The organism is Amycolatopsis aidingensis, from assembly GCF_018885265.1.
Taxonomy (GTDB): Bacteria; Actinomycetota; Actinomycetes; order Mycobacteriales; family Pseudonocardiaceae; genus Amycolatopsis; species Amycolatopsis aidingensis.
The window spans coordinates 5,618,923-5,640,678 of sequence record NZ_CP076538.1 but is presented as its reverse complement, the minus strand read 5'-3'; the positions used below and the strand labels follow the sequence as shown (position 1 = coordinate 5,640,678).

23 protein-coding genes are annotated in these 21,756 nt (G+C 71.1%); 10 read left to right on the top strand and 13 right to left on the bottom strand.

Features of this window, described 5'->3' with window-relative positions:
- Positions 1 to 104 precede the first annotated feature (104 nt).
- Both KOI47_RS25620 and KOI47_RS25615 read right to left on the bottom strand, forming a co-directional pair.
- Positions 105 to 1,181, bottom strand: coding sequence for an SMI1/KNR4 family protein (locus KOI47_RS25620; protein ID WP_216208480.1), 1,077 nt, complete (start codon positions 1,179 to 1,181; stop codon positions 105 to 107).
- A gap of 15 nt (positions 1,182 to 1,196) precedes the next feature.
- Positions 1,197 to 2,702 carry a leucyl aminopeptidase gene (locus KOI47_RS25615; RefSeq protein ID WP_216208475.1) on the bottom strand — a complete coding sequence of 502 codons (1,506 nt, stop codon included), beginning with the start codon at positions 2,700 to 2,702 and terminating at the stop codon, positions 1,197 to 1,199.
- Positions 2,703 to 2,804: 102 nt separating this feature from the next.
- Here KOI47_RS25615 and KOI47_RS25610 point away from each other — a divergent pair, with 102 nt between their 5' ends.
- Complete coding sequence (locus tag KOI47_RS25610; protein ID WP_216208472.1) at positions 2,805 to 3,674, top strand: hypothetical protein; 870 nt, start codon at positions 2,805 to 2,807, stop codon at positions 3,672 to 3,674.
- Entirely contained in the window at positions 3,625 to 4,305 is a 681-nt protein-coding gene (locus KOI47_RS25605) for a DUF402 domain-containing protein (RefSeq protein WP_216208469.1), read from the top strand. The genes KOI47_RS25610 and KOI47_RS25605 overlap by 50 nt, the downstream gene beginning before the upstream one ends.
- Before the next feature lie 17 nt (positions 4,306 to 4,322).
- On the opposite strand, the gene KOI47_RS25600 is transcribed toward KOI47_RS25605, so the two are convergent.
- Entirely contained in the window at positions 4,323 to 4,628 is a 306-nt protein-coding gene (locus tag KOI47_RS25600; RefSeq protein ID WP_216208464.1) for a hypothetical protein, read from the bottom strand.
- Between the two features lie 72 nt (positions 4,629 to 4,700).
- Between KOI47_RS25600 and KOI47_RS25595 the strand changes: the two genes are divergently transcribed.
- Complete coding sequence (locus KOI47_RS25595; protein WP_216208461.1) at positions 4,701 to 5,804, top strand: branched-chain amino acid aminotransferase; 1,104 nt, start codon at positions 4,701 to 4,703, stop codon at positions 5,802 to 5,804.
- Positions 5,805 to 5,925: 121 nt separating this feature from the next.
- Here KOI47_RS25595 and cobT read toward each other — a convergent pair whose 3' ends face one another.
- The gene (gene cobT, locus KOI47_RS25590) at positions 5,926 to 6,996 is read right to left on the bottom strand and encodes a nicotinate-nucleotide--dimethylbenzimidazole phosphoribosyltransferase (RefSeq protein ID WP_216208458.1); all 1,071 of its coding nucleotides are present in this window, start codon (positions 6,994 to 6,996) and stop codon (positions 5,926 to 5,928) included.
- A gap of 52 nt (positions 6,997 to 7,048) precedes the next feature.
- Between cobT and KOI47_RS25585 the strand changes: the two genes are divergently transcribed.
- Complete coding sequence (locus KOI47_RS25585; RefSeq protein ID WP_216208455.1) at positions 7,049 to 7,789, top strand: IspD/TarI family cytidylyltransferase; 741 nt, start codon at positions 7,049 to 7,051, stop codon at positions 7,787 to 7,789.
- On the opposite strand, the gene KOI47_RS25580 is transcribed toward KOI47_RS25585, so the two are convergent.
- Together KOI47_RS25580 and KOI47_RS25575 are read right to left on the bottom strand one after the other, a co-directional pair.
- Complete coding sequence (locus KOI47_RS25580; RefSeq protein WP_216208452.1) at positions 7,752 to 8,744, bottom strand: aldo/keto reductase family protein; 993 nt, start codon at positions 8,742 to 8,744, stop codon at positions 7,752 to 7,754. The genes KOI47_RS25585 and KOI47_RS25580 overlap by 38 nt on opposite strands.
- A gap of 70 nt (positions 8,745 to 8,814) precedes the next feature.
- Positions 8,815 to 9,474: a DUF3043 domain-containing protein gene (locus tag KOI47_RS25575; protein WP_216208450.1), complete on the bottom strand. Its 660-nt coding sequence runs from the start codon at positions 9,472 to 9,474 to the stop codon at positions 8,815 to 8,817.
- 160 nt (positions 9,475 to 9,634) lie between these two features.
- On the opposite strand from KOI47_RS25575, the gene KOI47_RS25570 reads away from it, so the two are divergent.
- Positions 9,635 to 10,012: a HesB/IscA family protein gene (locus tag KOI47_RS25570; RefSeq protein ID WP_216208446.1), complete on the top strand. Its 378-nt coding sequence runs from the start codon at positions 9,635 to 9,637 to the stop codon at positions 10,010 to 10,012.
- Positions 10,013 to 10,100: 88 nt separating this feature from the next.
- Here the strand turns inward: KOI47_RS25570 and KOI47_RS25565 are convergent, their stop codons facing one another.
- Both KOI47_RS25565 and KOI47_RS25560 read right to left on the bottom strand, forming a co-directional pair.
- Positions 10,101 to 10,274 carry a hypothetical protein gene (locus tag KOI47_RS25565; RefSeq protein WP_216208444.1) on the bottom strand — a complete coding sequence of 58 codons (174 nt, stop codon included), beginning with the start codon at positions 10,272 to 10,274 and terminating at the stop codon, positions 10,101 to 10,103.
- Between the two features lie 100 nt (positions 10,275 to 10,374).
- The gene (locus KOI47_RS25560) at positions 10,375 to 10,734 is read right to left on the bottom strand and encodes a YciI family protein (protein WP_216208441.1); all 360 of its coding nucleotides are present in this window, start codon (positions 10,732 to 10,734) and stop codon (positions 10,375 to 10,377) included.
- A gap of 185 nt (positions 10,735 to 10,919) precedes the next feature.
- On the opposite strand from KOI47_RS25560, the gene KOI47_RS25555 reads away from it, so the two are divergent.
- On the top strand, positions 10,920 to 11,999 hold the full coding sequence (locus tag KOI47_RS25555; protein WP_216208438.1) for an NAD(P)H-dependent amine dehydrogenase family protein: 1,080 nt from the start codon (positions 10,920 to 10,922) through the stop codon (positions 11,997 to 11,999).
- Positions 11,996 to 12,475 (top strand): carboxymuconolactone decarboxylase family protein, encoded by a 480-nt coding sequence (locus KOI47_RS25550; protein ID WP_216208435.1) that lies wholly within the window; start codon positions 11,996 to 11,998, stop codon positions 12,473 to 12,475. The genes KOI47_RS25555 and KOI47_RS25550 overlap by 4 nt, the downstream gene beginning before the upstream one ends.
- Positions 12,476 to 12,481: 6 nt before the next feature.
- Here the strand turns inward: KOI47_RS25550 and KOI47_RS25545 are convergent, their stop codons facing one another.
- The 3 genes from KOI47_RS25545 to KOI47_RS25535 all read right to left on the bottom strand — a co-directional run bounded on the left by KOI47_RS25545 (position 12,482) and on the right by KOI47_RS25535 (position 16,551).
- Complete coding sequence (locus tag KOI47_RS25545) at positions 12,482 to 14,119, bottom strand: GMC oxidoreductase (protein WP_216208432.1); 1,638 nt, start codon at positions 14,117 to 14,119, stop codon at positions 12,482 to 12,484.
- 47 nt (positions 14,120 to 14,166) lie between these two features.
- Positions 14,167 to 15,747 carry an MFS transporter gene (locus KOI47_RS25540; protein ID WP_216208430.1) on the bottom strand — a complete coding sequence of 527 codons (1,581 nt, stop codon included), beginning with the start codon at positions 15,745 to 15,747 and terminating at the stop codon, positions 14,167 to 14,169.
- 165 nt (positions 15,748 to 15,912) lie between these two features.
- Positions 15,913 to 16,551 (bottom strand): class I SAM-dependent methyltransferase, encoded by a 639-nt coding sequence (locus tag KOI47_RS25535; RefSeq protein WP_216208428.1) that lies wholly within the window; start codon positions 16,549 to 16,551, stop codon positions 15,913 to 15,915.
- A gap of 65 nt (positions 16,552 to 16,616) precedes the next feature.
- Between KOI47_RS25535 and KOI47_RS25530 the strand changes: the two genes are divergently transcribed.
- Complete coding sequence (locus KOI47_RS25530; RefSeq protein WP_216208425.1) at positions 16,617 to 17,213, top strand: helix-turn-helix domain-containing protein; 597 nt, start codon at positions 16,617 to 16,619, stop codon at positions 17,211 to 17,213.
- 85 nt (positions 17,214 to 17,298) lie between these two features.
- On the opposite strand, the gene asnB is transcribed toward KOI47_RS25530, so the two are convergent.
- Positions 17,299 to 19,233: an asparagine synthase (glutamine-hydrolyzing) gene (gene asnB / locus KOI47_RS25525; RefSeq protein ID WP_216208422.1), complete on the bottom strand. Its 1,935-nt coding sequence runs from the start codon at positions 19,231 to 19,233 to the stop codon at positions 17,299 to 17,301.
- A gap of 186 nt (positions 19,234 to 19,419) precedes the next feature.
- Between asnB and ctaC the strand changes: the two genes are divergently transcribed.
- Together ctaC and KOI47_RS25515 are read left to right on the top strand one after the other, a co-directional pair.
- The gene (gene ctaC, locus KOI47_RS25520) at positions 19,420 to 20,361 is read left to right on the top strand and encodes an aa3-type cytochrome oxidase subunit II (RefSeq protein WP_216217550.1); all 942 of its coding nucleotides are present in this window, start codon (positions 19,420 to 19,422) and stop codon (positions 20,359 to 20,361) included.
- Positions 20,362 to 20,418: 57 nt separating this feature from the next.
- On the top strand, positions 20,419 to 20,838 hold the full coding sequence (locus tag KOI47_RS25515; protein WP_216208418.1) for a cytochrome c oxidase subunit 4: 420 nt from the start codon (positions 20,419 to 20,421) through the stop codon (positions 20,836 to 20,838).
- Here the strand turns inward: KOI47_RS25515 and KOI47_RS25510 are convergent.
- A complete protein-coding gene (locus tag KOI47_RS25510; RefSeq protein ID WP_232376249.1) occupies positions 20,762 to 21,712 on the bottom strand; it encodes a DMT family transporter in 951 nt (316 codons plus the stop codon). The genes KOI47_RS25515 and KOI47_RS25510 overlap by 77 nt on opposite strands.
- Positions 21,713 to 21,756 lie beyond the last annotated feature (44 nt).

The following is a 21,756-nucleotide window of genomic DNA, read 5'->3' as shown; positions in this document are numbered from 1 at the left end:
CCGAAATGCGGTGAACGTGGCTTTCGAGACGTTGAACGTCCCGAACGTTCCGTTCGCGGCGTCTGACGTCCTGATCGCCACGTTCAGGGCACTCCAGAGGTGGGTTACTCGCCGGTTTCGGTGAGCAGCCGCAGGTGCTCGGTCAGCAGGGCGCGGAAGCTGGGGTGCACGGTGGCGCCGAGTTCCCGGTCCCACTCCACGGCCCGCCACCCGGACTCGCCCCTGGCCAGCAGCACCACCCCGTAGGCACCCGGCTCGCTCACCAGCACGTGGCCCGATCCGCGGCGGCTGAGCTCCGCGACCCCCAGCAGCCGGGGGAACACCTCGTGCGCTGGCAGGCCGTTACTGGTGCGCAGGAACTGCCGGTAGTCTGCTGGCAACTCGACCCCGAGCAGGCGTTCCGCCCCGGCAACCTGCTCGGCGGTGGCCGGAGCGGGTGGCGGCCCCATCGCCCGCAGCTCCATGATCCGCTCGACCAGGCCGGACCAGTCCCGCGGACCTGCGGCGCTCCGGTAGCGGGTGCCCAGCGCGGCGGTCAGCTGATCCGCGCAGTCCCCTGCCCAGCCTGGCGCCAGGCCGAACGCCGTGCGCAGCGCGCCGCCCAGCAGCAGCGGCGCGAGGTGGCGGCAGCCTGCCAGCAGCTCCACCGGTGGCCGGGGCAGCAGGGCGGCCCGGTCGGCCCAGTGCGCCAGTGACTCGGTGACACCCTGCTCGGCCGCCCTGGCCCGGTCCTGTGCCTCGGCCGCGAGCACCCGCAGGGGGTCCGCCTGGCCACCCTGCTCCAGCTGGGCGGCCAGCCCGGAAAGGATCCGGCCCGGGGCGCCGTCACCGAGCAGGCCGGGCGGGATCGGTGACTCCCGCCGGGTGAGGTGCGCGCGGTGCGCCACCTCCTCGGCGTCCAGGTCCAGCGGTGGCAGCGCACCCGCCCAGTCCGGCCTGCCGCCGCGGGCGGCGAACAGCATCGCCCAGGCCCGCGCCGCCACCGGCCCCTCGGCCAGCGCGGTGGCCGGGCGCTCGGTCGCCTCCTGCCAGCGGCGGGCCAGCCGGTCGGCGGCCTCCGGCGAGCCGAGGCAGGCCAGCAGCAGCGCCGCGTGCCCCACCGTGGCGTCGACCCTGGCGTCGGCGGCCGTGAGCAGGTCGCGCACGGCCGCCTCGAGGTAGTCACCCGCCGCCCAGGTCATGGCTGCCGGCCTGGCTCAGCCGTGATCGGCGATATCGGCCAGCACCGCGGCGATGGTGCGCACCGGGACGCCGGTGCCGCCCTTGCCGGTGTAGCCCCACGGGGCCGAGGTGTTGAACGAGGGACCCGCGATGTCGATGTGCACCCAGGGCAGCCCGGCCGCGACGAACTCGCGCAGGAACACCCCGGCCGCGAGCATGCCGCCCCAACGCTGCCCGGTGGTGTTGGCGAGATCGGCAAGCCGGGAGTCGAGCTCGGCGCGCAGCTCCTCGGGCAGCGGCATGGCCCAGCCGCCCTCCCCGGTGGCTGCGGCGATCCCGGCCACCCGGTCGCGGAACTCCTCCGAGCCCATGATCCCGGCCGTGCGGTTGCCCAGCGCGACCAGCTGGGCGCCGGTCAGCGTGGAGGTCTCGATCAGGTAGTCCGGCTCGTCCTCAGCGGCCCGCACCATGGCGTCGGCCAGCACCAGCCTGCCCTCGGCATCGGTGTTGAGCACCTCGACGGTCTTGCCGCCGTACATGGTCAGCACGTCACCCGGCCGGTAGGCGGTGCCGGATGGCATGTTCTCCGCCAGCGGGATGTGCGCGACGACCTCGACCGGGTACTTCAGCTTCGCCGCCAGCACCACCGCGGCCAGCACCGCCGCGGCCCCGGACATGTCCGAGGTCATGTGGTCCATATTGGCCGCGGGCTTGATCGAGATGCCGCCGGTGTCGAAGGTGATGCCCTTGCCGACCAGCGCGACCTTCGCCCGTGCCTTTGCCGGGCGATGGGTCAGCTTGAGCAGCCGTGGCGGGCGGGAGGACCCGGCGCCCACGCCCAGGATGCCGCCGAACCCCTTGCGCTTGAGCGCCTTCTCGTCGAGCACCTCGAACTCGAGCCCGGCCGAGTCGGCCAGCTTCCGTGCCCGGTCGGCGAAGGAGGCGGGGTAGAGGTCGTTCGGCGGGGTGTTGATCAGGTCCCTGGCCACGATCACCGACTCGGCGATGGTGGTCGCGGCCTTCAGTGTGGCGCGGTGCGCGCGGGTGGTGCCCTCGGCCGGTGCCAGCACGTCCACGGCGGACACCGGGGCCTCGCCCTGCTCGGACTTGTACTGGGTGAAGGCGTAGGCGCCCAGCGCGGTGCCCTCCGCCGCGGCCTGCAGGTCCAGCGCGGACAGGGTGGTCAACGCCCGCGCGGTGCCTGCCAGTGCGCGGGCGGCGGCACCCGAGGCCCGCCGCACCTGTTCCGGGGTGTGCTCGCCCTCGGCATCCGGCTTGCCGAGGCCCGCGGCGAGCACCACGGCCGCGGGCAGCGCCCCCATCGTGGGCAGCTTCACGACCTCCTCGGCCTTGCCCGTCGCGCCGAGCGCGCGCAGCGCCTCCAGCAGCCTGCCGCCGATGGCCGCGTCCACCACCTCGGCGCCGCGCGCCAGCTCCACCCCTTCCGCGCCCTGCACCGTGCCGACCACGACGACCTCGGCCTTGGACTTGGCCAGGGCATCCTCGGTGTGCTGGGACAGGGCAAGCTTCGGCACGGTCACGGTGTCTCCTTGCACGTGGACTGGTGTACCGGGCGGGTGGCCCGGCCTGATCGTGAGCCATGCTAATGACGATCGGCGAACCGGAACGAAGTAGGTGGTCGGGTGCGACTCGGCGCGGGGCTGCTCGTGGTGCTCGCCGCGGGCGCGGGCACCGCGGGGTGGTGGCTGCCCGTGGGCATCCTGCTCGCCGGGCTGCTCGCCTTCGCCGCACGCCGGGCGGGCGCGGCGCCGAGCCAGGTGGGCGCGCTGCCGGGCCGGGCGGGCGCCCTGCGCTCGGCCACCGGGGCCGTGGCCGAGCTGAGCTGCCTTGCCCTGTACGCCTCGGTGTTCGCGGCCTACCTGCTGCCGGAGCTGCCTGCGCCCGCGGCACTCGGGTTCCTTGCCGTGGTGGCCGGGGCCGAGTTCGCGGGCCTGCGGGTCGACACCCACTACCGGCGGGTGCTCACCGGGCTGCTGCTGGCCGCCGCGGTCGCCTTCCTCGCGCTGTGCCTCGCGCTCGCCCCGGCACCCCGGCCGTTCCCGGTGACCGCGGGCGTTGCCGGCCTTCCGGTGGCGGTGGCACTGGCCTTCCCACTGTTCGCCGGGGCGAAGCGGATCCTGTCCGGCACGCTCGTCGCGCTCGCGGTGGCCGGGGCCGCGCTGTACCAGCTCGGCCCGGTGCGGCTGGGACTGTCGGCGACCTCGCTGCGGGACGTGCTCGCAGCGGCGGACGCGCGGGCCATGCTGCCGGTGCTGGCCGCCGCGGTGCTGCTGGCGACCGTGCCCGCGGCGCTGTCGGCCGGGTCCGGGGCACGCGGGTACCTCGAGCCCGTGCTGGGCCCGCGGCGGGGCCGGGTACTGGCGGTGCTGCCCGCCGCGGTGCTCGCCGGTGCGCTCGGCCCGGCCTCCGTGCTGGTGGTGGCCGGGGTGGCCACCCTTGCCGATGCGGCGACGACCGTGGCACTGCGCCGGTACCGTTCCCCTGGTGAGTGAGGCACCGAGGTGGCGGGCGGGGGAGACGGCCGTGCTGCGGTTCCTGCGTCCGGACGGGAGCGTCGGCCAGCACCATCCGTTGCGGGTACTCGCCGATGACGGCAGGTCCCTACTCGGCTGGCTGCCCGCGGGCACCGAGATCGTGGGCACCAGGCTGGCAGGCGGGCTGCACCGGCGGGAGGTCCCGCTGGCGGACCGGTTCCTGCTCCCGCGCGAACGATGCCGGGACACCTGGCGGGGCACCTCGACCCTGCGCCTGGTCAGTGAGGACCACTGGTCCTCGGTGTGGTGGTTCTTCGGCGGCGCGGGGGACTTCCTCGGCTGGTACGGGAACCTGGAGATTCCGCTCGGCAGGCGGCCCGGCGGGCCGGACCGGATGGACGGGGTGCTCGATCTCGCCGTCGACCCGGACGGGTCCTGGCGGTGGAAGGACGAGGACGAGGCGCTGGCCGCGGTGGAGGCGGGGCGGCTGACGGCGCCGCAGCTGGCCGCGCTGCGCGCCGAGGGCGAGCGGCTGGCCGCACTGGCCGAGGCCGGGGCGTTCCCCTTCGACGGCACCTGGACCGGCTTCCGGCCGGAGCCGGGCTGGACAGCACCGGAACTCCCGGCCGAGGTATGGGCCTCGCTCTAGGGGCTTGCTCCAGGACACTAGGACAGGGCCAGGACGATCAGCCCGAGTACCACGGCGGCCGCGGTGACCCCGATGAGCGAGGAGTTCGGCAGGTCCCGTGGGAAGACCTTGTCGTGCAGGCTGCGCCACCACATGACACCGAACACGGCGCCGATGATGCCGAGGAAGGCGCCGAACCCGCCGGCCATCCCGTAGCCGATCAGCACCACCAGGCCGGCCGAGAAGGTCAGCAGGGTGGCGGCGAGGAAGGTCTTTGCGTCGGAGGCCGCGCCCGCGGACACGCGGTTGCCGGACCGGGCGGCCGGTGAGTGCTGGTAGGTCACGTTCCCATCCTAGAGGTGCCGTTCGGGCGGCGCCGAATGTTCTGACTTCCTACTAAGAGCTACCATCTGTTCATGACGACCACGATGCCTTTCGCCCGTATCACCAACACGAACCCGGCTACCCCGGAGCGCGTGGCGGAGGTACTGGCGAATCCTGGCTTCGGGACGCACTTCACCGACAACATGGTCACCGCGCGCTGGACCGCCACACAGGGCTGGCACGACGCCGCGTTGCGCCCATACGAAGCATTCTCACTCGAACCGGCCACCTCGGTGCTGCACTACGGGCAGGCGATCTTCGAGGGGCTGAAGGCCTACCGGCAGCCGGACGGGTCGATCGCGACCTTCCGTGCCGAGGCGAACGCGGCCCGCTTCCGCACCTCGGCCCGGCGGCTGGCGATGCCGGAACTACCCGACGAACTCTTCCTCGGCTCCATCCGCGAGCTGCTCGGTGTGGACGAGCGCTGGGTCCCCAGCAAGCAGGGTTCCACGCTCTACCTGCGCCCGTTCATGATCTCCACCGAGGCCGGGCTGGGTGTGAACCGGCCAGCGGGCTCCTACCTGTACTCGCTGATCGGTTCGCCGGCCGGTTCCTACTTCACCGGCGGGGTCCAGCCGGTGAGCGTGTGGCTTTCCACCGAGTACACCCGTGCCGCGCCGGGCGGCACCGGTTTCGCCAAGTGCGCGGGTAACTACGCGGCCTCGTTCGTCGCGCAGGCGCAGGCCGTCGAGCAGGGCTGCGACCAGGTGGTCTGGCTGGACGCCGCCGAACATCGCTGGGTCGAGGAGATGGGCGGGATGAACCTGTTCTTCGTCTTCGGCTCGGGCAGCGACGCCCGCCTGGTCACCCCGGAGCTGACCGGCTCACTGCTGCCCGGTATCACCAGGGACTCGCTGCTCACCCTGGCCGCCGACTTCGGCTACCAGGTCCAGGAGCGCCGGATCTCCACCGAGGAGTGGGAGCAGGCAGCCACCTCCGGCGAGCTGACCGAGGTGTTCGCCTGCGGCACCGCCGCGGTGATCACGCCGGTCGGCCGGGTGAAGCACGACCGTGGTGAGTTCACCGTGGCGGATGGCGAGCCCGGTGAGGTGACCATGCGCCTGCGCGATGAGCTGACCGGAATCCAGGAGGGCACCCGCCCCGACCCGCACGGCTGGATGCACAAGGTCGTGTGAGCGGCCGCGCCTTCCTGACCGCGGCCTGAGCCGACCATGCGGGGCACTTCCGATCGTTCCGGAAGTGCCCCGCAGTCGCGTACTGTTCAGCCGCCGTAGCACGAACGCATCGCGAGCGGCTTCACGCGAGTGGCCCGGCCACCCCGGAGTCGGCGTGCGTGGCCACCTCGGTCAGCAACCTGGCGGACATGGCCAGCAGCGGCAACGCGGCCGCCGCACCGGCGCCCTCGCCGAGGCCGATGTCCAGGTCCACCAGCGGTTTCAGGTCCAGATGGTCCAGCACCATGGCGTGCGCGGGTTCGGTGGACCGGTGCGCCGCCGCCCACCAGGACCGGGCGCCCGGCGCCAGCTCCTCGGCCAGCATGGCGGCCGCGCCGACCGCGAGCCCGTCCAGCAGCACCGGCGTGCGCCGCACCGCGGCCTGGGCCAGGAACCCGGCCAGCGCGGCAAGGTCCGCGCCCCCTGCGGTGCGCAGCAGCGCCACCGGGTCCGTGTACACCGCGCGTGCCCTGCGCAGGGCGTCCCGCACGGCGGCGGCCTTGCGCATCCAGGTGGGGTCGTCGATGCCCGAGCCCCTGCCGACCACGGCCACCGGCTCGGCCCCGGTGAGTGCCGCGATCAGCACCGCGGACGGGGTGCTGTTCCCGATTCCCAGGTCGGCCGGGATCAGCAGGTCGGCCCCGGCGTCCACCTCGGCGTCGGCGATCCCGATCCCGGCGCGCAGCGCGGCCCGCACCTCGTCCTCGGACAGCGCGTCCTCGGTGTCGATCGACCCGGAGCCACGGCGGACCTTGAACTCGGCGACCGCCTGGTCCGGCTGCTCGGCGTCCACCGCGAGGTCCAGCACGCGAACCCCGGCGCCCGCGGTGGCAGCCAGCGCGTTGATCGCGGCCTCCCCGTTGCCCACGGCGGTCACCAGCTGCGCGGTGACCTCCCTGGAATAGGCCGAAACGCCCTTGGCCGCGATGCCGTGGTCCCCGGCGAAGACCACCACCCTTGGGCGGGTGACCGGCCGGGGCGGCGACTGCCCCTGACAGGCGGCGAGCCAGGCGCCCAGCTCCTCCAGCCTGCCGAGGGAGCGCGCCGGTTTGATCAGCGTGCCGTGCCGTCGCTCGGCCTCGGCGCGGGCGATCTCGTCCGGCAGGTCGATGTCGGGGAACTCGATGCTCTCGGCAGTGTTCTCGGCGTCCACGGGGCAACGCTATCGGGCCGTGCCGGTGGCCTGCTCGTAGGATATGGCGGCCATGTCTACCGCAGAGCCAGTTCCGACCGCGGCGGCCGTCGTATTGGCCAGCGGCGCCGGCACCCGGGTCGGTGCCGAACGGAACAAGGTCTACCTGCGGGTCGCGGGCCGGTGCCTGGTGTCCTGGTCGCTGGCCGCCTTCCACCAGGTACCCGGTATCGGCGTGCTGCTGCTGGTCGGCCGCCCGCAGGACGCCGAGCTGATCGCGGGGGTGCTGGCGGAGGAGGTGGACGCCGAGGTCGAGGTGGTCGACGGCGGCGCCAGCAGGCAGGAGTCCGAACTGCGCGCGCTGCGCCACCTCGCGGGGCGGATCGCGGCGGGCCGGATCGACACCGTGCTGCTGCACGACGGCGCCCGCCCGCTGGCCAGCCCGGCCCTGATCGGGGAGGTGCTGCGCACGGCCCGCGAGCACGGCGGGGCGATCCCCGGCCTGCCGGCCGAGGACGTGGTCGCGGTGAACCCGGACGGCACCCGGATCACCGGAGCGGGGCCGCACGGAGCGGTCCGCGCGCAGACCCCGCAGGGGTTCCGTGCCGGGCCCCTGCTCACTGCCTACGAGCGGGCGGCGAGCGAGGGGTTCAGCGGGACCGACACGGCCTCCTGCATGGAGCGCTACTCCGAGGTCCCGGTGCACTGGGTGCGTGGGGAGCGGGAGAACCTCAAGGTCACCTACCCGCACGACCTGCTGGTCGCCGAGCGGGTGATCAAGGGCTCTGCGTCAGCTCCGGATCACGCTCGATGACGCCCTCCAGCACCGTGTCGATCTCCCGCAGCAGCTCGTGCTCGAGCTTGACTCCAACCGCCTTGACGTTCTCGTGCACCTGCTCGGGGCGGGAGGCGCCGATGATCGCCGAGGCCACGTTCGGGTTCTGCAGCACCCAGGCCACCGCCAGCTGCGCCGGCGAGAGTCCGGCCTGCTCGGCCAGCGGCCGCAGCCGCTGCACCCGCTCCAGCACGTCCTCATCGAGGAACCGCTTGACGACGTTGGCGCCGCCGCCCTTCTCGTCGGTGGCCCGTGAGCCCTCCGGCACCGGCTGCCCCGGCCGGTACTTGCCGGTCAGCACGCCCTGCGCGATCGGGGACCAGACGATCTGGCTGATCCCCTCCCGCTCCGAGGCCGGGATGACCCGGGACTCGATGACCCGCCACAGCGCGTTGTACTGCGGCTGGTTCGAGATGAAAGGAACCTTCAGCTCGCGGGCGATGGCGGCGCCGCGGGTGATCTCCTCCGCGGTCCATTCCGACACACCGACGTAGAGCACCTTGCCCTGGCGCACCAGGTCGGCGAAGGCCAGGAAGGTCTCCTCGAGCGGCACCGTGCGGTCGAACCGATGCGCCTGGTAGACGTCGATGTAGTCGGTCCGCAGCCGCTTCAGCGAACCATGGGCCGCCTCCATGATGTGCTTGCGGCCCAGCCCCTTGTCGTTCGGACCGCCGGGTCCGGTCGGCCCGAACACCTTGGTGAGGATCTCCAGGCTCTCCCTGCGCTGCCCGGCGAGGCCACGGCCGAGCACCGACTCGGCGGCGGTGTTGGCGTAGACGTCGGCGGTGTCGAAGGTGGTGATGCCGGCATCCAGTGCCGCCTTGATGCAGGCCTGCGCCTGCTCCTCCTCGATCTGTGATCCGTGGGTAAGCCAGTTGCCGTAGGAAACCTCGCTGACGGAGAGACCGCTACGGCCGAGACGACGAAACTCCATGCAGGGCAGCCTAAACCGAATTCATTCGCATTGCTAACGACCCGGAGTGGCTCCAGCCCGGCTCCGGTGATCAGTCGATCGCGTCGCCGGGGCGGACCCGCGGCTTGGGCACCCGCAGCTTGCGGATCTGGCTGGCCCGGATGAAGGCGTACCAGCCGATCGAGGCGCCCTTGACGGTTTCCTTGGGGAACTTCTCCCGTACCTGCTTGGCCACCCGCCTGCCGTTCAGGAAGCCCTCCACGACCATGCCGAGCAGCATCACCGTGCACAGCAGGGTCGCGTACTGCTGCACCACCGGGTAGGGGATCAGCAGCGCGATGAACACCCCGACCGCCAGCGGCATGAAGAGGCCGAGCACATGCCGCCGCGAGTCCACCAGGTCACGCACGTAGGCCTTGACCGGGCCGCGGTCCCGGGGCAGCAGGTAGCGGTCGTCGCCCGCGTTCATCCGCTCCCGCCGCTCCTTGGCCGCGGCCCTGCGCTCTTCCTTGCTGACCGGGTTCTTCTTGCGCTGCTCGCGGCTGCGCTTCATCGCCTCGCGGGTGGTGCGCGGTGGCGGGGCCACCGGCCCCCTGCGTTTGCCCTCGGCCTCCCTGCGCTTGGGCGTGGCACGTCCCTTGGCCGGGGTGTAGGCCCGTGGCACGTGAGATTCACCGCTCTCGTCCGTCTCGACGGCGGTGCCCTCGGCCTCGTCGGCCGCTGTAGTGGTATTACGGCGCAGGAACCTCACCCGTTCAGGATATTGCAGGCCGTGCCGGTGATGTTCAGCCGGTCAGCAGATGTGTCACCATGGAGGTCGGCGCTACGGCGCGGAACAGAACGGGCAGCCGGGGTGTTGAGACATGTGAGCAAGCACCGGGACCCGATCCAGCGACACCCGAGGGAGATCCATGACTACCGCTGAGCAGACCGGCTCGACGCAGGCGGAGGCCGGCGAGGCTACCCACGGCGTGAACGTGACCGACGCCGCGGCGGCCAAGGCGAAGGCCCTGCTGGAGCAGGAGGGCCGCGACGATATGCACCTGCGGATCGCCGTGCAGCCCGGGGGTTGTGCCGGCCTGCGCTACCAGCTCTTCTTCGATGAGCGCAGCCTCGACGGTGACCTGTTCCGTGAGTTCAACGGCCTGCAGGTGGCCGTGGACCGGATGAGCGCCCCCTACGTGCAGGGCGCCGAGATCGACTTCGTGGACACCATCGAGAAACAGGGCTTCACCATCGACAACCCGAACGCGGGCGGCTCCTGCGCCTGCGGCGACTCCTTCCACTGAGGTCCTTCCACACCCGAAACACACGAAAAGGGCGCTGGTTACCCCGCGGTGAACCAGCGCCCCTTCGTGCGCTCTCGTGCGCGCCGCGCTAGATGTAGGCGTCCAGCTCGGCGACCTGGGCGTGGCATGCCTCGTCCACCCGCCAAGGGGTGGCGGCCCGCGGCCTCGGTACGGCTCGCTGCTCGCGGCACAGGTCCTGCGGGATCTCGGCACAGTCGGCGATCAGCTCGCCGAGGGTCTCGGGTTCGGTGACGGTGCTCACCCCACTCACGGTAAGCAGCCGGGAACCGGCGCGGAATGCTTACCGATCGGTAGCCGTGGCTTCCTACCCGGAAGGGTGAGCTGCCGCCGGGTGTCCGCGGTCAGGACGGCAGCTCGTCCTCCTCCACGATCTGGCGCACCTCGACCTCGACCTCCTCGAACAGGTCCGCGTACTCCTTGGCGTACCGGACGGCCTCCGCCCGGTCCGCCGCGTTGATCAGGGCGAAACCCCCGATGACCTCCTTGGCCTCGGTGAACGGCCCGTCGGTCGCGGTGTTCGCCCCGCCGCGGGTCTTGCGCACCCGTGCCCCCTTCGCGGAAGGGTGCACCCCCTCGGCCGTGATCAGAATGCCCCGCTCGGTCCAGTCCTGGATGCACGCGCTGATCTTCTCGACGAACTCCGGGCCGGGGTTCCACTCCGGGGCACGCTCGTCGAGCCGGTGCATCATCAGAAATCGCATGGTCGCTCCCTTGTCTCCGGCCGGGCCCGGCCCGTCCGGGCGCGCGAGGTGGCCGTCGGCTACGCGTCGAACGAGGGCCTTCCGGTTCGACACTTTCTTCGTGCGCATCGTGCCGCACTGGTGCCGTCAGGGGATTTCGAGAACAAGTTCTAGTAACTGACCGAAGGCTTCGCTAGCCTTCCAGCATGATTGGCACGGTCGTATGGGGAACCGGGAACTGCGGGCGAGCGGCCATCCGCGCCGTCGAAGCTCATCCGGCACTGCGGCTGGCCGCCGTGCTGGTGCACGATCCGGGCAAGGTCGGCATGGACGCGGGCGAGCTCGGTGGGGTCGGTCGTGAGCTGGGCGTACTGGCCACCGATGAGGTCGAGGCTGTGCTCGCCACCGGCCCGCGGGCCGTGGTGTACGCGGCCAGCGGCGACACCCGGCCGGAGGGTGCGCTGGCGGACATCTGCCGGGCGATCCGGGCCGGTGCCGTCGTGGTCACCCCCGCGCTGCACACCCTCTACGATCACCGCAGCGCCCCGGCGGAGTTACGAGAACCGGTTCTCGCCGCGATTCAGCAGGGCGGCGGATCGCTGTTCGTATCCGGGGTCGATCCCGGCTGGGCCAATGACGTGCTGCCCGCGCTGCTCAGCGGGCTCGGCACCACCGTGCAGGCGATCCGGTGCCAGGAGATCTTCGACTACTCCAGCTACGACCAGCCCGATGCGGTCCGCAACCTGGTCGGCATGGGTAAGCCGATGGACTACCAGGCGCCGATGCTCGCGCCGGGCGTGCCCACCATGGTGTGGGGCGGGCAGCTGCGGCTGATCGCCAGGGCTCTGGCGGCCGAGCTGGAGGACGTCAGGGAGACCCTGGAGCGGCGCCAGCTGGAGCGCTCGGTGCGCAGCGCGGCGATGGGGGAGTTCGAGGCGGGCACCCAGGGCGCGGTGCGGTTCGAGGTGCAGGGGATCGTCGGCGGCGAGCCGCGCATCGTGGTCGAGCACGTCACCCGGATCCACCCTTCCTGCGCGCCGGACTGGCCGACGCCACCCAACCAGGCCGGGGCGCACCGGGTGATCATCGAGGGTCTGCCGCGCATCGAGGTCACCGTGGAGGCAACCGACGAGGGTGGCAACGCTTCCGCCGGTGGCAATGCCACCGCGGTCGGCAGGCTGGTCGGCGCCATCGACTGGCTGGCCGAAGCCGAGCCCGGCCTGTACGACGCACTCGACGTCCCGCTCCGCCCCGTGGCAGGCAAACTCGGAAGGAGCCCACGATGAACATCGACATTCCCGAGGGCAAGGACGCCATCGCCTACATATGGGGCGAGCTGGTCCCGGAGATCGGGGCCGCGGCCTCGAACTTCTCCCTGGCCGTGTACGCGCACACCACCCTCGGGCTGCGCGAGTTCGAGGCGGCCCGGCTGCGGATCGCGCAGCTCAACGGCTGTGTGTTCTGCCTGGACTGGCGCACCGAGCGGGACGGGCAGAAGGTCGAGGAGGGGTTCGCCGATGCGGTGACCCAGTGGCGCACCACCGGCGTCTTCGACGACCGCACCCGGCTGGCCGCCGAGTACGCCGAGCGGTACGCCCTGGACCACCACGGGCTGGACGAGGAGTTCTGGGCCCGGATGACCGCGCACTACAGTCAGGCCGAGATCGTGGAGCTGAGCATGAGCATCGGTTCCTGGCTGGCCTTCGGGCGGCTCAACCACGTGCTTGGCGTCGACACCCAGTGCGTGCTGCCCCAGCCCTGAGCCGCGTCACAGGTCGGTGGCGATGATCCGTTCGATGTTCCGTTCGGCCAGCGCGGTGATGGTGACGAACGGGTTCACGCTGGCGTTGCCGGGGATCAGCGAGCCGTCCATCACGTACAGCCCGGGATAGCCGTGCAGGCGGCCGTGATTGTCGGTGGCCTTGTTCAGCACCACGCCGCCGAGCGGGTGATACGTGAGGTGGTCGCCCCAGATCTTGTAGGCGCCGAAGAGATCGGTCCGGTAGATCGTCCCCTCCTTCGCGTTGATCCGGTCGAAGATCGTCTTGGCGGCGTCGATGGCGGGCTGTTTCCATCCGGCCTGCCAGTCGAGGTCCACCCTGCTCGCCTCCGCGTTCCAGCTGAACCGGGCGCGGTGCGGGTTCCTGGTGATCGAGAGGTAGAAGGAGGCGTAGGTCTCGATACCGGTGGGCAGCGGCGCGACCTCGGCGAACGCGCCGCCCGCCGCCCAGTTGTCGATACCCGCCGTGGGCATGGCCGACTGCAGCTTGCCGGTCGGGTCCCACAGGTGGTTGGCGCGGCCGCACATCACGTTGCCGTTGTCGCCCCAGCCCTTGCCGACCTCGCCGTTCAGGGCGGGCAGCACCCCGGTGGCGCGCAGCCGGGTGAGCAGCTTGCTGGTGCCCGCGCTGCCCGCGGCGAAGAACACCCGGTCCGCGGTCACGGTCTTGCCGGCGACCGTGCCGCCGGTGGTGTCGAGCTGGTCCATGCCGACCGCGTAGCCGCCCGCGGGCAGTGGGGCGACCGAGGTGACCCGGTGCAGCGGGGAGATGGTGACCCTGCCGGTCGCCCTCGCCCTGGCCAGGTAGGTCTGCTGTAGCGACTTCTTGCCGTGGTTGTTGCCGTAGAGCACCTCACCGGCAAGGGCCGACTCGGGAACGGTGCCCGCAGCCTCCCGCTCCATGTAGTCCCAGTCGTACACATTGGGCACGAAGACGAACGGGAACCCGGACCGCTGGGCGTGTTTGCGACCGACCCTGGCGTACTGGTAGCAGTCGGTGGCTTCCCACCAGGCCGGGTCCACATCGGTGACGCCGAGCCCGGTGTTGGCTCGCGGGTAGTAGGTCGAGTACATCTCCCCGGCGTCCACCGAGGGCAGGATCTCGCCGAAGTTCTCCCGCCTCGGCGTGACCGCCATACCGCCGTTGACCAGCGAGCCGCCGCCGACGCCGCGGCCCTGGTAGATCAGGATGCCGCCGAAGTCCTCGGCGTCCAGGATCCCCGTGTAGCGGGGGACGTCCTTGTCCAGCGGGAAGCCGAGGAAGTTGCTGATCGGCTGCTTGGTCCTGGTGCGCAGCCAGAAGGAGCGGTAGTCCGGCGCGGTCGTGTTGGCGAAGATCTTGCCGTCCGGTCCCTGGGTGTCCCACGCCATGCCCATCTCGATCATGTGCACCGGAACCCCGGCCTCGGCCAGCCGCAGTGCGGTGACCGCGCCGCCGTATCCGGTGCCGATGACCAGAACCGGTACATGGGCTCCACCCGCGATCGGGGCGGCGGCCGCCGCGGGCCGCGCCCGCGCCGGGACTCCCGACAGGCCCGCGGCGGCAATAATAGAACTCGTTCCTGCTATGAACCCACGCCGGGAGACACGACTGGACTTGTTGCTTTGCAGGAAGTTGTCATCCATGTGACGCTCCTCACTGTGCGACAGTGAGAACAAGTTATACGTGAGATTCACGATCCACGTAACCGCGTACCGGCAGGTAACTTGTCCGTATCGGGGTCGCGCCGGGGACCCCGGAGGAGGACATAGCCGAACAGCACCGTCATCGCGATGCAGCCCGCCCACATGGCCTGCTGCCAGCCATCGACGAAGGACTCCTTGGCGGCGCGGACCAGCGAGTGCGCCTGGGGTCCTGCGGCCTCGGCGGCTTCGAGTGCGTTGGCGACCCCTGCCCGTGCGGCCCCGGCTGCCGCGCCGGAGACGCCGTCGAGCCGGGAGCCGATGGCGTCCCGGTAGCCGGCCGACAGGACCGCGCCGAGCAGTGCGATGCCGAGCGCGGTGCCGAATTCCCTGGTCACGTCGTTCAGGGCGGAGGCGACGCCTTGCCGCTCGCGCGGCAGCGCGCTGGTGATGGCCTCGGTGGACGGGGTCATCGAAAGGCCCATGCCGAGTCCCATCACCAGCATGCCGGGCAGCACCGAAAGGTACCCGCCCGTGACGGAGACGAACGTGGCCAGCAGGGCCAGGCCGGTGCCGCCGAGGAGGATGCCGGACGCCATCGTCGCCCGGCTGCCGATGCGTGCCGCTACCCGCGGCGCCAGGCCGGAGGCGGACATCAACAGCAGCGCCATCGGCATCAGTGCCAGGGTGGAACGCAGGCCGGACCAGCCGAGCACGGCCTGGAAGTAGGGGAAGAGCACGACGAAGATGCCTGCCTGCACCCCGAACACCGCCAGCAGCGACACCGAGCCACTGGCCAGGCCGCGTTCACGGAAGAGCCGGACGTCGAGCAGGGGAGCCTTCCTGCGCAGCTCCCACAGCACGAAGCCGATGGCGGCGAGGACTCCGACGAGGAGGCTCAGCAGCGTGCCGGGCGCGGTCCAGCCCCGTTCGGGGCCCTCGTGCAGGACGAAGATGAGGCCGAGCACGGCGACCACGGAGGTCAGCGAGCCGATGGTGTCGAACCCGTGCCGCGACCGCTCCCTGGAGTTCGGGACCGACCGCAGCGCCATGGCGGCCGAGATGAGGACGAGCGCCACCGGCAGCACGAACAGCCACCGCCAGCTGGCCAGGTCCACCAGCAGGGCCGAAAGGTACATCCCCAGGATGCCGCCACCGCCCGCGACACCGGTCCAGACACCGATCGCCTTGGAGCGTTCCGCATCGGGGAAGGTCGAGGTGATGACGGCGAGGGTGACCGGCATGATCATCGCCGCGCCCACCCCGCTGAGGAACCGCGCGATGAGGAGGATCTCGGCCGAGGGGGCCAGTCCGGCGGCCGCGCTGGCCACCCCGAAAACCGCGAGGCCGGTCAGCAGCACCGGCTTGCGGCCCCACCGGTCGCCGACCGCGCCGAGCGGGAGCAGCAGGGCGGCGAGGCTGATCGCGTAGATGTTGATGATCCACAGCACGGTGCTCTGCGCGATGCCGAACTCGACGGCGAGCTGTGGCTGGGCGACGTTCAGGCCGGTCACCGAGGCGATGACGGCCATCAGTGCGATGCAGACCGCGACCAGGATCGCGCGACGCCTGCGCGGGTCCTGGATGGTCGGGTCGGGCTCGCCCGTCTGGGTGGGCACGGGGCTACCCATGCTCTCTCCTCCGCGGCTTTGCGCGCTTCCGCGATCGTGTCGACGGGGTGCCGCTCATGATCCAGCGCAGGGTCGCCACCGCATGCACCCCGCCGCCCCGATAGCGGGCCTTCGGCCGGGGCGCGCGCCGTGGTCGCCATGGGTGCCGCGGCTCGGCACGGGCTTTCATACTCTCTCCTCCGCGGCTTTGCGCGTTTCGCGGCGCCGGGTGGCGCGCACGACGACGTCGTGCAGGGGGAGCTGCTCGCCCCCATGCCCGGTGCGGGTGCGGTGGCACTCCTCGGCGGTGGCGACCTGCCAGGCCGGCTCGTCCAGACGTGCCGTGATGGCCGCGGCGGTGACCGAGGCCTCCGCGGGCGGATGGTTCCCGGAGCCGTGGGTGTGCAGGTGGCCGACGATCAGCAGGGTGCCACCGGGCGCCACCCATCCCGCGATCCGGTCGTAGAACTCCAGCTGCGGCATCGCCGGATGGGCGTAGTGGGTCGTGACCAGGTCGAACCGCCTGCCCGGCTGCCAGCGGCTCACATCCGCCTCGACCCACCGCAGCCGTTCGGATGCTCCGGCGGCCCGTGCCTGCTCGGCGGCACGGGCGAGCGCCGCGGCGGAGATGTCGGCCGCGGTCACCTGCCACCCGTGCGCGGCGAGCCAGATCGCCTCGGCGCCGGCCCCGCATCCCGCGTCCAGTGCCGTGCCCGGTACCAGTTCGGCGGTCTCCCGCGCCAGGTACGGGTTCGGTGGGTTGCCGCCGGAGCCGCCCTGTTGCCAGTGCTGCTCCCAGTACTCCCTGTCGAATGCATGCGCCATGGCGTGATCGTGACAAGCGCGCGGACCAAACGGCAAAGACTGTTGCCGAATGGCAAAATGGAGGCATGGACGAGGCGACGGACCGCACCCTCGATGCCGTCGGGCCGAGACTGAAGCAGCTACGCCAACGCCGGGACATCACCCTGGCCGATCTCGCCACCGAGACGGGCATCTCCACCAGCACGCTCTCCCGGCTCGAGGCCGGCCTGCGCCTGCCGACGCTCGAGCAGCTGCTGCCGCTGGCCCGCGCCTACGGGGCGACCCTGGACGAACTCGTCGACGCACCGCCCACCGGCAACCCGCGGGTCAACCTGCGCCCGATCACCTGCGCCGACGGATCCACCATCCTGCCGCTGACCCGCAGGCCGGGAGGCATCCAGGCCTACAAGTTCGTCCTGCCGAGCGGGGACGACGGCGCCGAGCCCGACCTGCGCACCCACGAGGGGTATGACTGGGTCTACGTGCTCAACGGCACGCTGCGGCTGGTCCTCGGCGAGCACGACCTCCTGCTCAAACCGGGGGAAGCCGCCGAGTTCGACACGCGCACCCCGCACTGGTTCGGTGCCACCAGCGCAGGCCCGGTCGAGTACCTCAGCCTGATCGGAAGGCAGGGGGAACGCGCACACATCCGCGCCGCCCCGAAGGCCCCGCAAGCACCCTGAACGTGGCTTTCCGGACGTTCAACGTCCCAAATGTGCCGTTCGCGACGCTGAGCGTCTCGAACGCCACGTTCAGGGCTTTGGCGGGTCAGACGTGCACGGGGTACTGCGGTTCCGGGATCTCCGGCTTGATCCGGTGCTCCACGAAGATGCCGTGCCACAGCATGAACACCAGCAGCGCCCACAGCCGCCTGCTGTGGTCCAGGGTGCCTGCCTTGTGCTCGTCCAGCAGCCGCAGCACGGCCTGCTTGTCCAGCAGGTCCTCGGTGCGGGAGTCGGAGATGATGCCGCGGGCCCAGTCGTACATCTCGTCCCGCAGCCACAGCCGGATCGGCACCGGGAAACCGAGCTTGCGCCGGTTCAGCACGTGCGCGGGCACGATGCCGTCCAGCGCGCGCCGCAGCGCGTACTTCGTGGTCTCCCTGGTGATCTTCTGATCCAGCGGGATGCTCGCGGCCACCCGGAAGACCTCCGGGTCCAGGAAGGGCACCCGCAGCTCCAGCGAGTTGGCCATGGTCATCTTGTCCGCCTTGACCAGGATGTCCCCGCGCAGCCAGGTGAACAGGTCCACATGCTGCATCCGGGACACCGGGTCCCAGCCCGCCGAGGCCCGGTACCAGGGCCCGGTGACGTCCTGGTGCCCCACGCCCTCGGTGAAGGTGCGCAGCACCCCGCGCAGCTGGTCGTCCCGGAAGATCCGGGCGTTGCCGTAGTAGCGCTCCTCCAGCGGCAGCGAGCCGCGGCGCAGCAGGTCCTTGCCCCTGGTGCCCTCCGGGATCTTGGCGGACACCTTGCCCAGCAGCCTGCGCACCCCGCCGGGAATCTTCTCGAACGGGGCCAGCGACAGCGGCTCGCGGTAGATCGTGTACCCGCCGAACAGCTCGTCCGAGCCCTCGCCGGACAGCACCGCCTTCACGTGCTTGCGCGCCTCGCGGGCGATGAACCACAGCGGGACCAGCGCCGGGTCGGCCACCGGGTCGTCCAGGTACCAGACGATCAGCGGCAGGCTCTCCATCATCTCCTCGGCGGACACCGTGCGCACCACGTGCTTGACGCCGATCGCGGCCGCCGACTCCGCGGCCACGTCCACCTCGGAGTAGCCCTCGCGCTCGAACCCGGTGGTGAAGGTGATCAGGTTCGGGTTCTGCTCCTTGGCCAGCGCGGCGATCGCCGTGGAGTCGATGCCGCCGGAAAGGAACGCGCCCACGGTCACGTCCGGGTCGGCGATCATGTGCTTGGCCACCGAGTCCCGCATCACGTCCGCGATCCGGTGATGCAACTCGGCCGCCTCCCCGGCCCCGGCGACCGGCCGGGTGTCGAACTCCGGGACGAAGTACCGCTCGGTGGCCAGCTCACCGCCGGGGGAGACGGTGAACGAGGTGCCGGACTGGATCCTGCGGATCCCGCTGTGCAGGGACTCCGGCTCCGGCACGTACTGCAGGGCCAGGTAGTGCTGCAACGCGGTCCGGTCCAGCTGCTGCGGCACGCCGAGTACCTCGGACAGCTCCAGCAGGCTCTTCTTCTCGCTGGAGAAGGCCACCCCGCCGGGGCCATGGGAGTAGAACAGCGGCTTGATGCCGAAGGGATCGCGGGCGCCGAAGACCACCTTCTCCCGCGCGTCCCAGATCAGGAAGGCGAACATCCCGCGCAGCCTGGCCACCGCGGCGCGGCCGAGATGGTGGTAGGCAGCGACAATGGTCTCCGCGTCCCCCTCGGTGGTGAACTCGGTGCCGTACTCCGCCGCCAGCTCCGCGCGCAGCTGCTGGAAGTTGTAGATCTCACCATTGAAGTTGATCGTGTACCGGCGGGGCGACTCCGGCGGGCCCCAGGTCAGCGGCTGGTGCGAATGCTCGACGTCGATGAAGGCGAGCCGGTTGAAGCCGTAGACCACCTCGGCATCCGCCCAGGTGTCGGTCTCGTCCGGGCCACGGTGCCGCTGGCAGCGCAGCGCCGCGCCGACCGCGTCCCGGGCCTTCACCGCATCGTCTTCGCTGGCACAGACCAGTCCAAGCAGGCCGCACACGCCTCGTCACACACCTCAGGTCGTCACCGGATCTCCGAGTGGCCAAGTATGCCGGTCCGCCGACACGCCGCCGCGCCGGGTAGTAACGCTCACACTCACCCCTTGTCCTGCGCGGCGGGGCAATTCGGCTAGGCTCCGCCTGTCAGAAAGATCGGGCAAGGAGGCTGGGTGAAACGGCACGGCGCGATGCGCGTTGCGGAGCACGCCAGGGCCACACGACCGGCTAGGGCCGGGAAGGTCGCTGCGCTCGCCGGGCTGGTCGCTGCCACGGTGACCGGTTGTTCCGGTGACGAGATCCTGCGGTTCGGCTGGCCGGAGGCGGTCACCCCGCAGGCCGAGCAGATGCGCCAGCTGTGGACCTGGTCGGTGGTCGCCGCGCTCGTCGTGGGCGTGATCGTCTGGGGCCTGATCTTCTGGACCATTGCCTTCCACCGGAAGAAGAAGACCGACGAGGGCCTGCCAAGGCAGTTCCAGTACAACATGCCGCTGGAGCTCTTCTGCGTCGTCGTGCCGGTGATCATGGTCTGCGTGCTGTTCTTCTTCACCGCCACCACCGAGAACAGCGTGCTGGACAAGGACGAGGACCCGGACGTCACGGTGGACGTGGTCGCCTTCCAGTGGAACTGGGAGTTCCGCTACCCGGGCACGGACAACGGCGAGGGCGAGCCGATCCGCACGGTCGGCAGCTCCACCGAGATCCCGCTGCTGGTGCTGCCGACCAACCAGGTCATCCAGTACGACCTGGTCTCCACCGACGTGATCCACTCGTTCTGGGTGCCGGAGTTCAACTTCAAGCGCGACGTGATGCCGCACCCGGAGAAGAACAACCAGGACAACTCCTTCCAGAACACCATCGACAGGGAGGGCGCCTTCGTCGGCCGCTGCGCCGAGCTGTGCGGGACCTACCACTCGGTGATGAACTTCGAGGTGCGGGCCCTGTCCCCGGACAAGTTCGACCGCTACCTCGAGCTGCGTGGCCAGATCAACCCGAACACGGGGCGGCCGGCCACGGCTGCCGAGGCGTTGTCCGCGATGCAGGCGGAGGGCTGCGGTGAGGTGTGCGCCCCGCTGGCGACCACCACCCAGCCGTTCGACACCGACCGCACCGCGCGGACCGCATCCGGCTGACGCGCGGCCGCCACGCACCGACCACAAGGCCTCAGCAAGAGTAGTAAGGACACGTCCATGAAGGTCGAAGCCCGGGTCTTCGAAATCGTCACGGTCTTTGCCTTTCTCGTCGCGGTCATCTACGCCGTCCTGACCGCCTACATGACCGAGGACGGCGTGGAACCGGTCGGCACGGTCGCGCTGATCCTCACCGGCGGGCTGGCGCTGCTGGCAGGCAGCTACTTCCGGTTCGTGGCCCGCCGGATCGAGACCCGGCCGGAGGACAACGAGGACGCCGAGGTCAGCGACGGCGCCGGTGAGCTCGGCTTCTTCAGCCCCGGCAGCTACTGGCCGATCGCGCTGGCCGCTGCCGCCGCGTTCGGTGGTATCGCGCTCGCCTTCTTCCACATCTGGATGCTGATCATGGCGATCGTCGCGCTGCTGATCGCCATCGGCGGCCTGGTGTTCGAGTACCACACCGGCCCGAACGAGGAGTGAGCGCGGCGGCGAGTACCGCAGCCATGCCGATGCCCTCGGCGAGGGTGAGCCGGTGGCCGTACCCCAGCATGTCCACCAGCACCGCGACCACCGGATACAGGTAGGAGATCAGCGCCACCGTTCCGGTGGGCAGCCGCCCGATACTGCCGTACATCAGCACGTACAGCAGCGCGGTGTGCACCGTGCCGAGCAGCACCAGCCAGGCCAGCCCGCCCGGATCGGCGGGTAGTGGCGCCACCAGCAGCGCGGGAGCCAGCAGCACCGAGCCCACCGTGCACTGGATCGCGGCCAGCAGGTGTGGCCGCAGATGCGAAAGCCGCTTGGCGATCAACGAGGCACCGGCGTACAGCGTGGCCGCCGCCAGCGCCAGCGCGATCCCACCGAGCCCGGCCGGCTGCCCGCCGCTGCCGTGCGCCCCCAGCGAGATCAGCGCCACCCCGCCGAACGCGATCACCGCGCGCACCAGGTGGCTGCCGGTCACCCGCTCGCCGAGCAGCAGTGCGGCCAGGCCTACCAGCAGCAGCGGTTGGGTGTGGTACACCACCGTGCTCACCGAGATCGAGGACAGCGCGTAGGAGGCGAACAGCAGCACCCAGTTGCCCACCAGCAGCACCCCGCCGAGCACGGCCAGCCCGAGGTCGGCCCGGCCGATCCGCAGCGCCGATGGCCGCAGCCAGCCTCGCGCCGCGCACCACAGCACCAGCAGCAGCCCGCCGACCAGGCACCGGGCGAAGGCGACCGCGGGTGCCTGCGCCCCGCTTTCCAGTACGACCGCGCCGATCGTGCCGGAAAGGGCCATCGCCGCGCTCCACCGCGCGAGCGCGCCGGTGTCCCGGGGTGCGGTGGGGGTTATCGGTTCCGTCGTGGTTGTCATGCGGCCAGCTTCGGCGCTGGCGGGCGGGCCCACGAGTGGCAGAC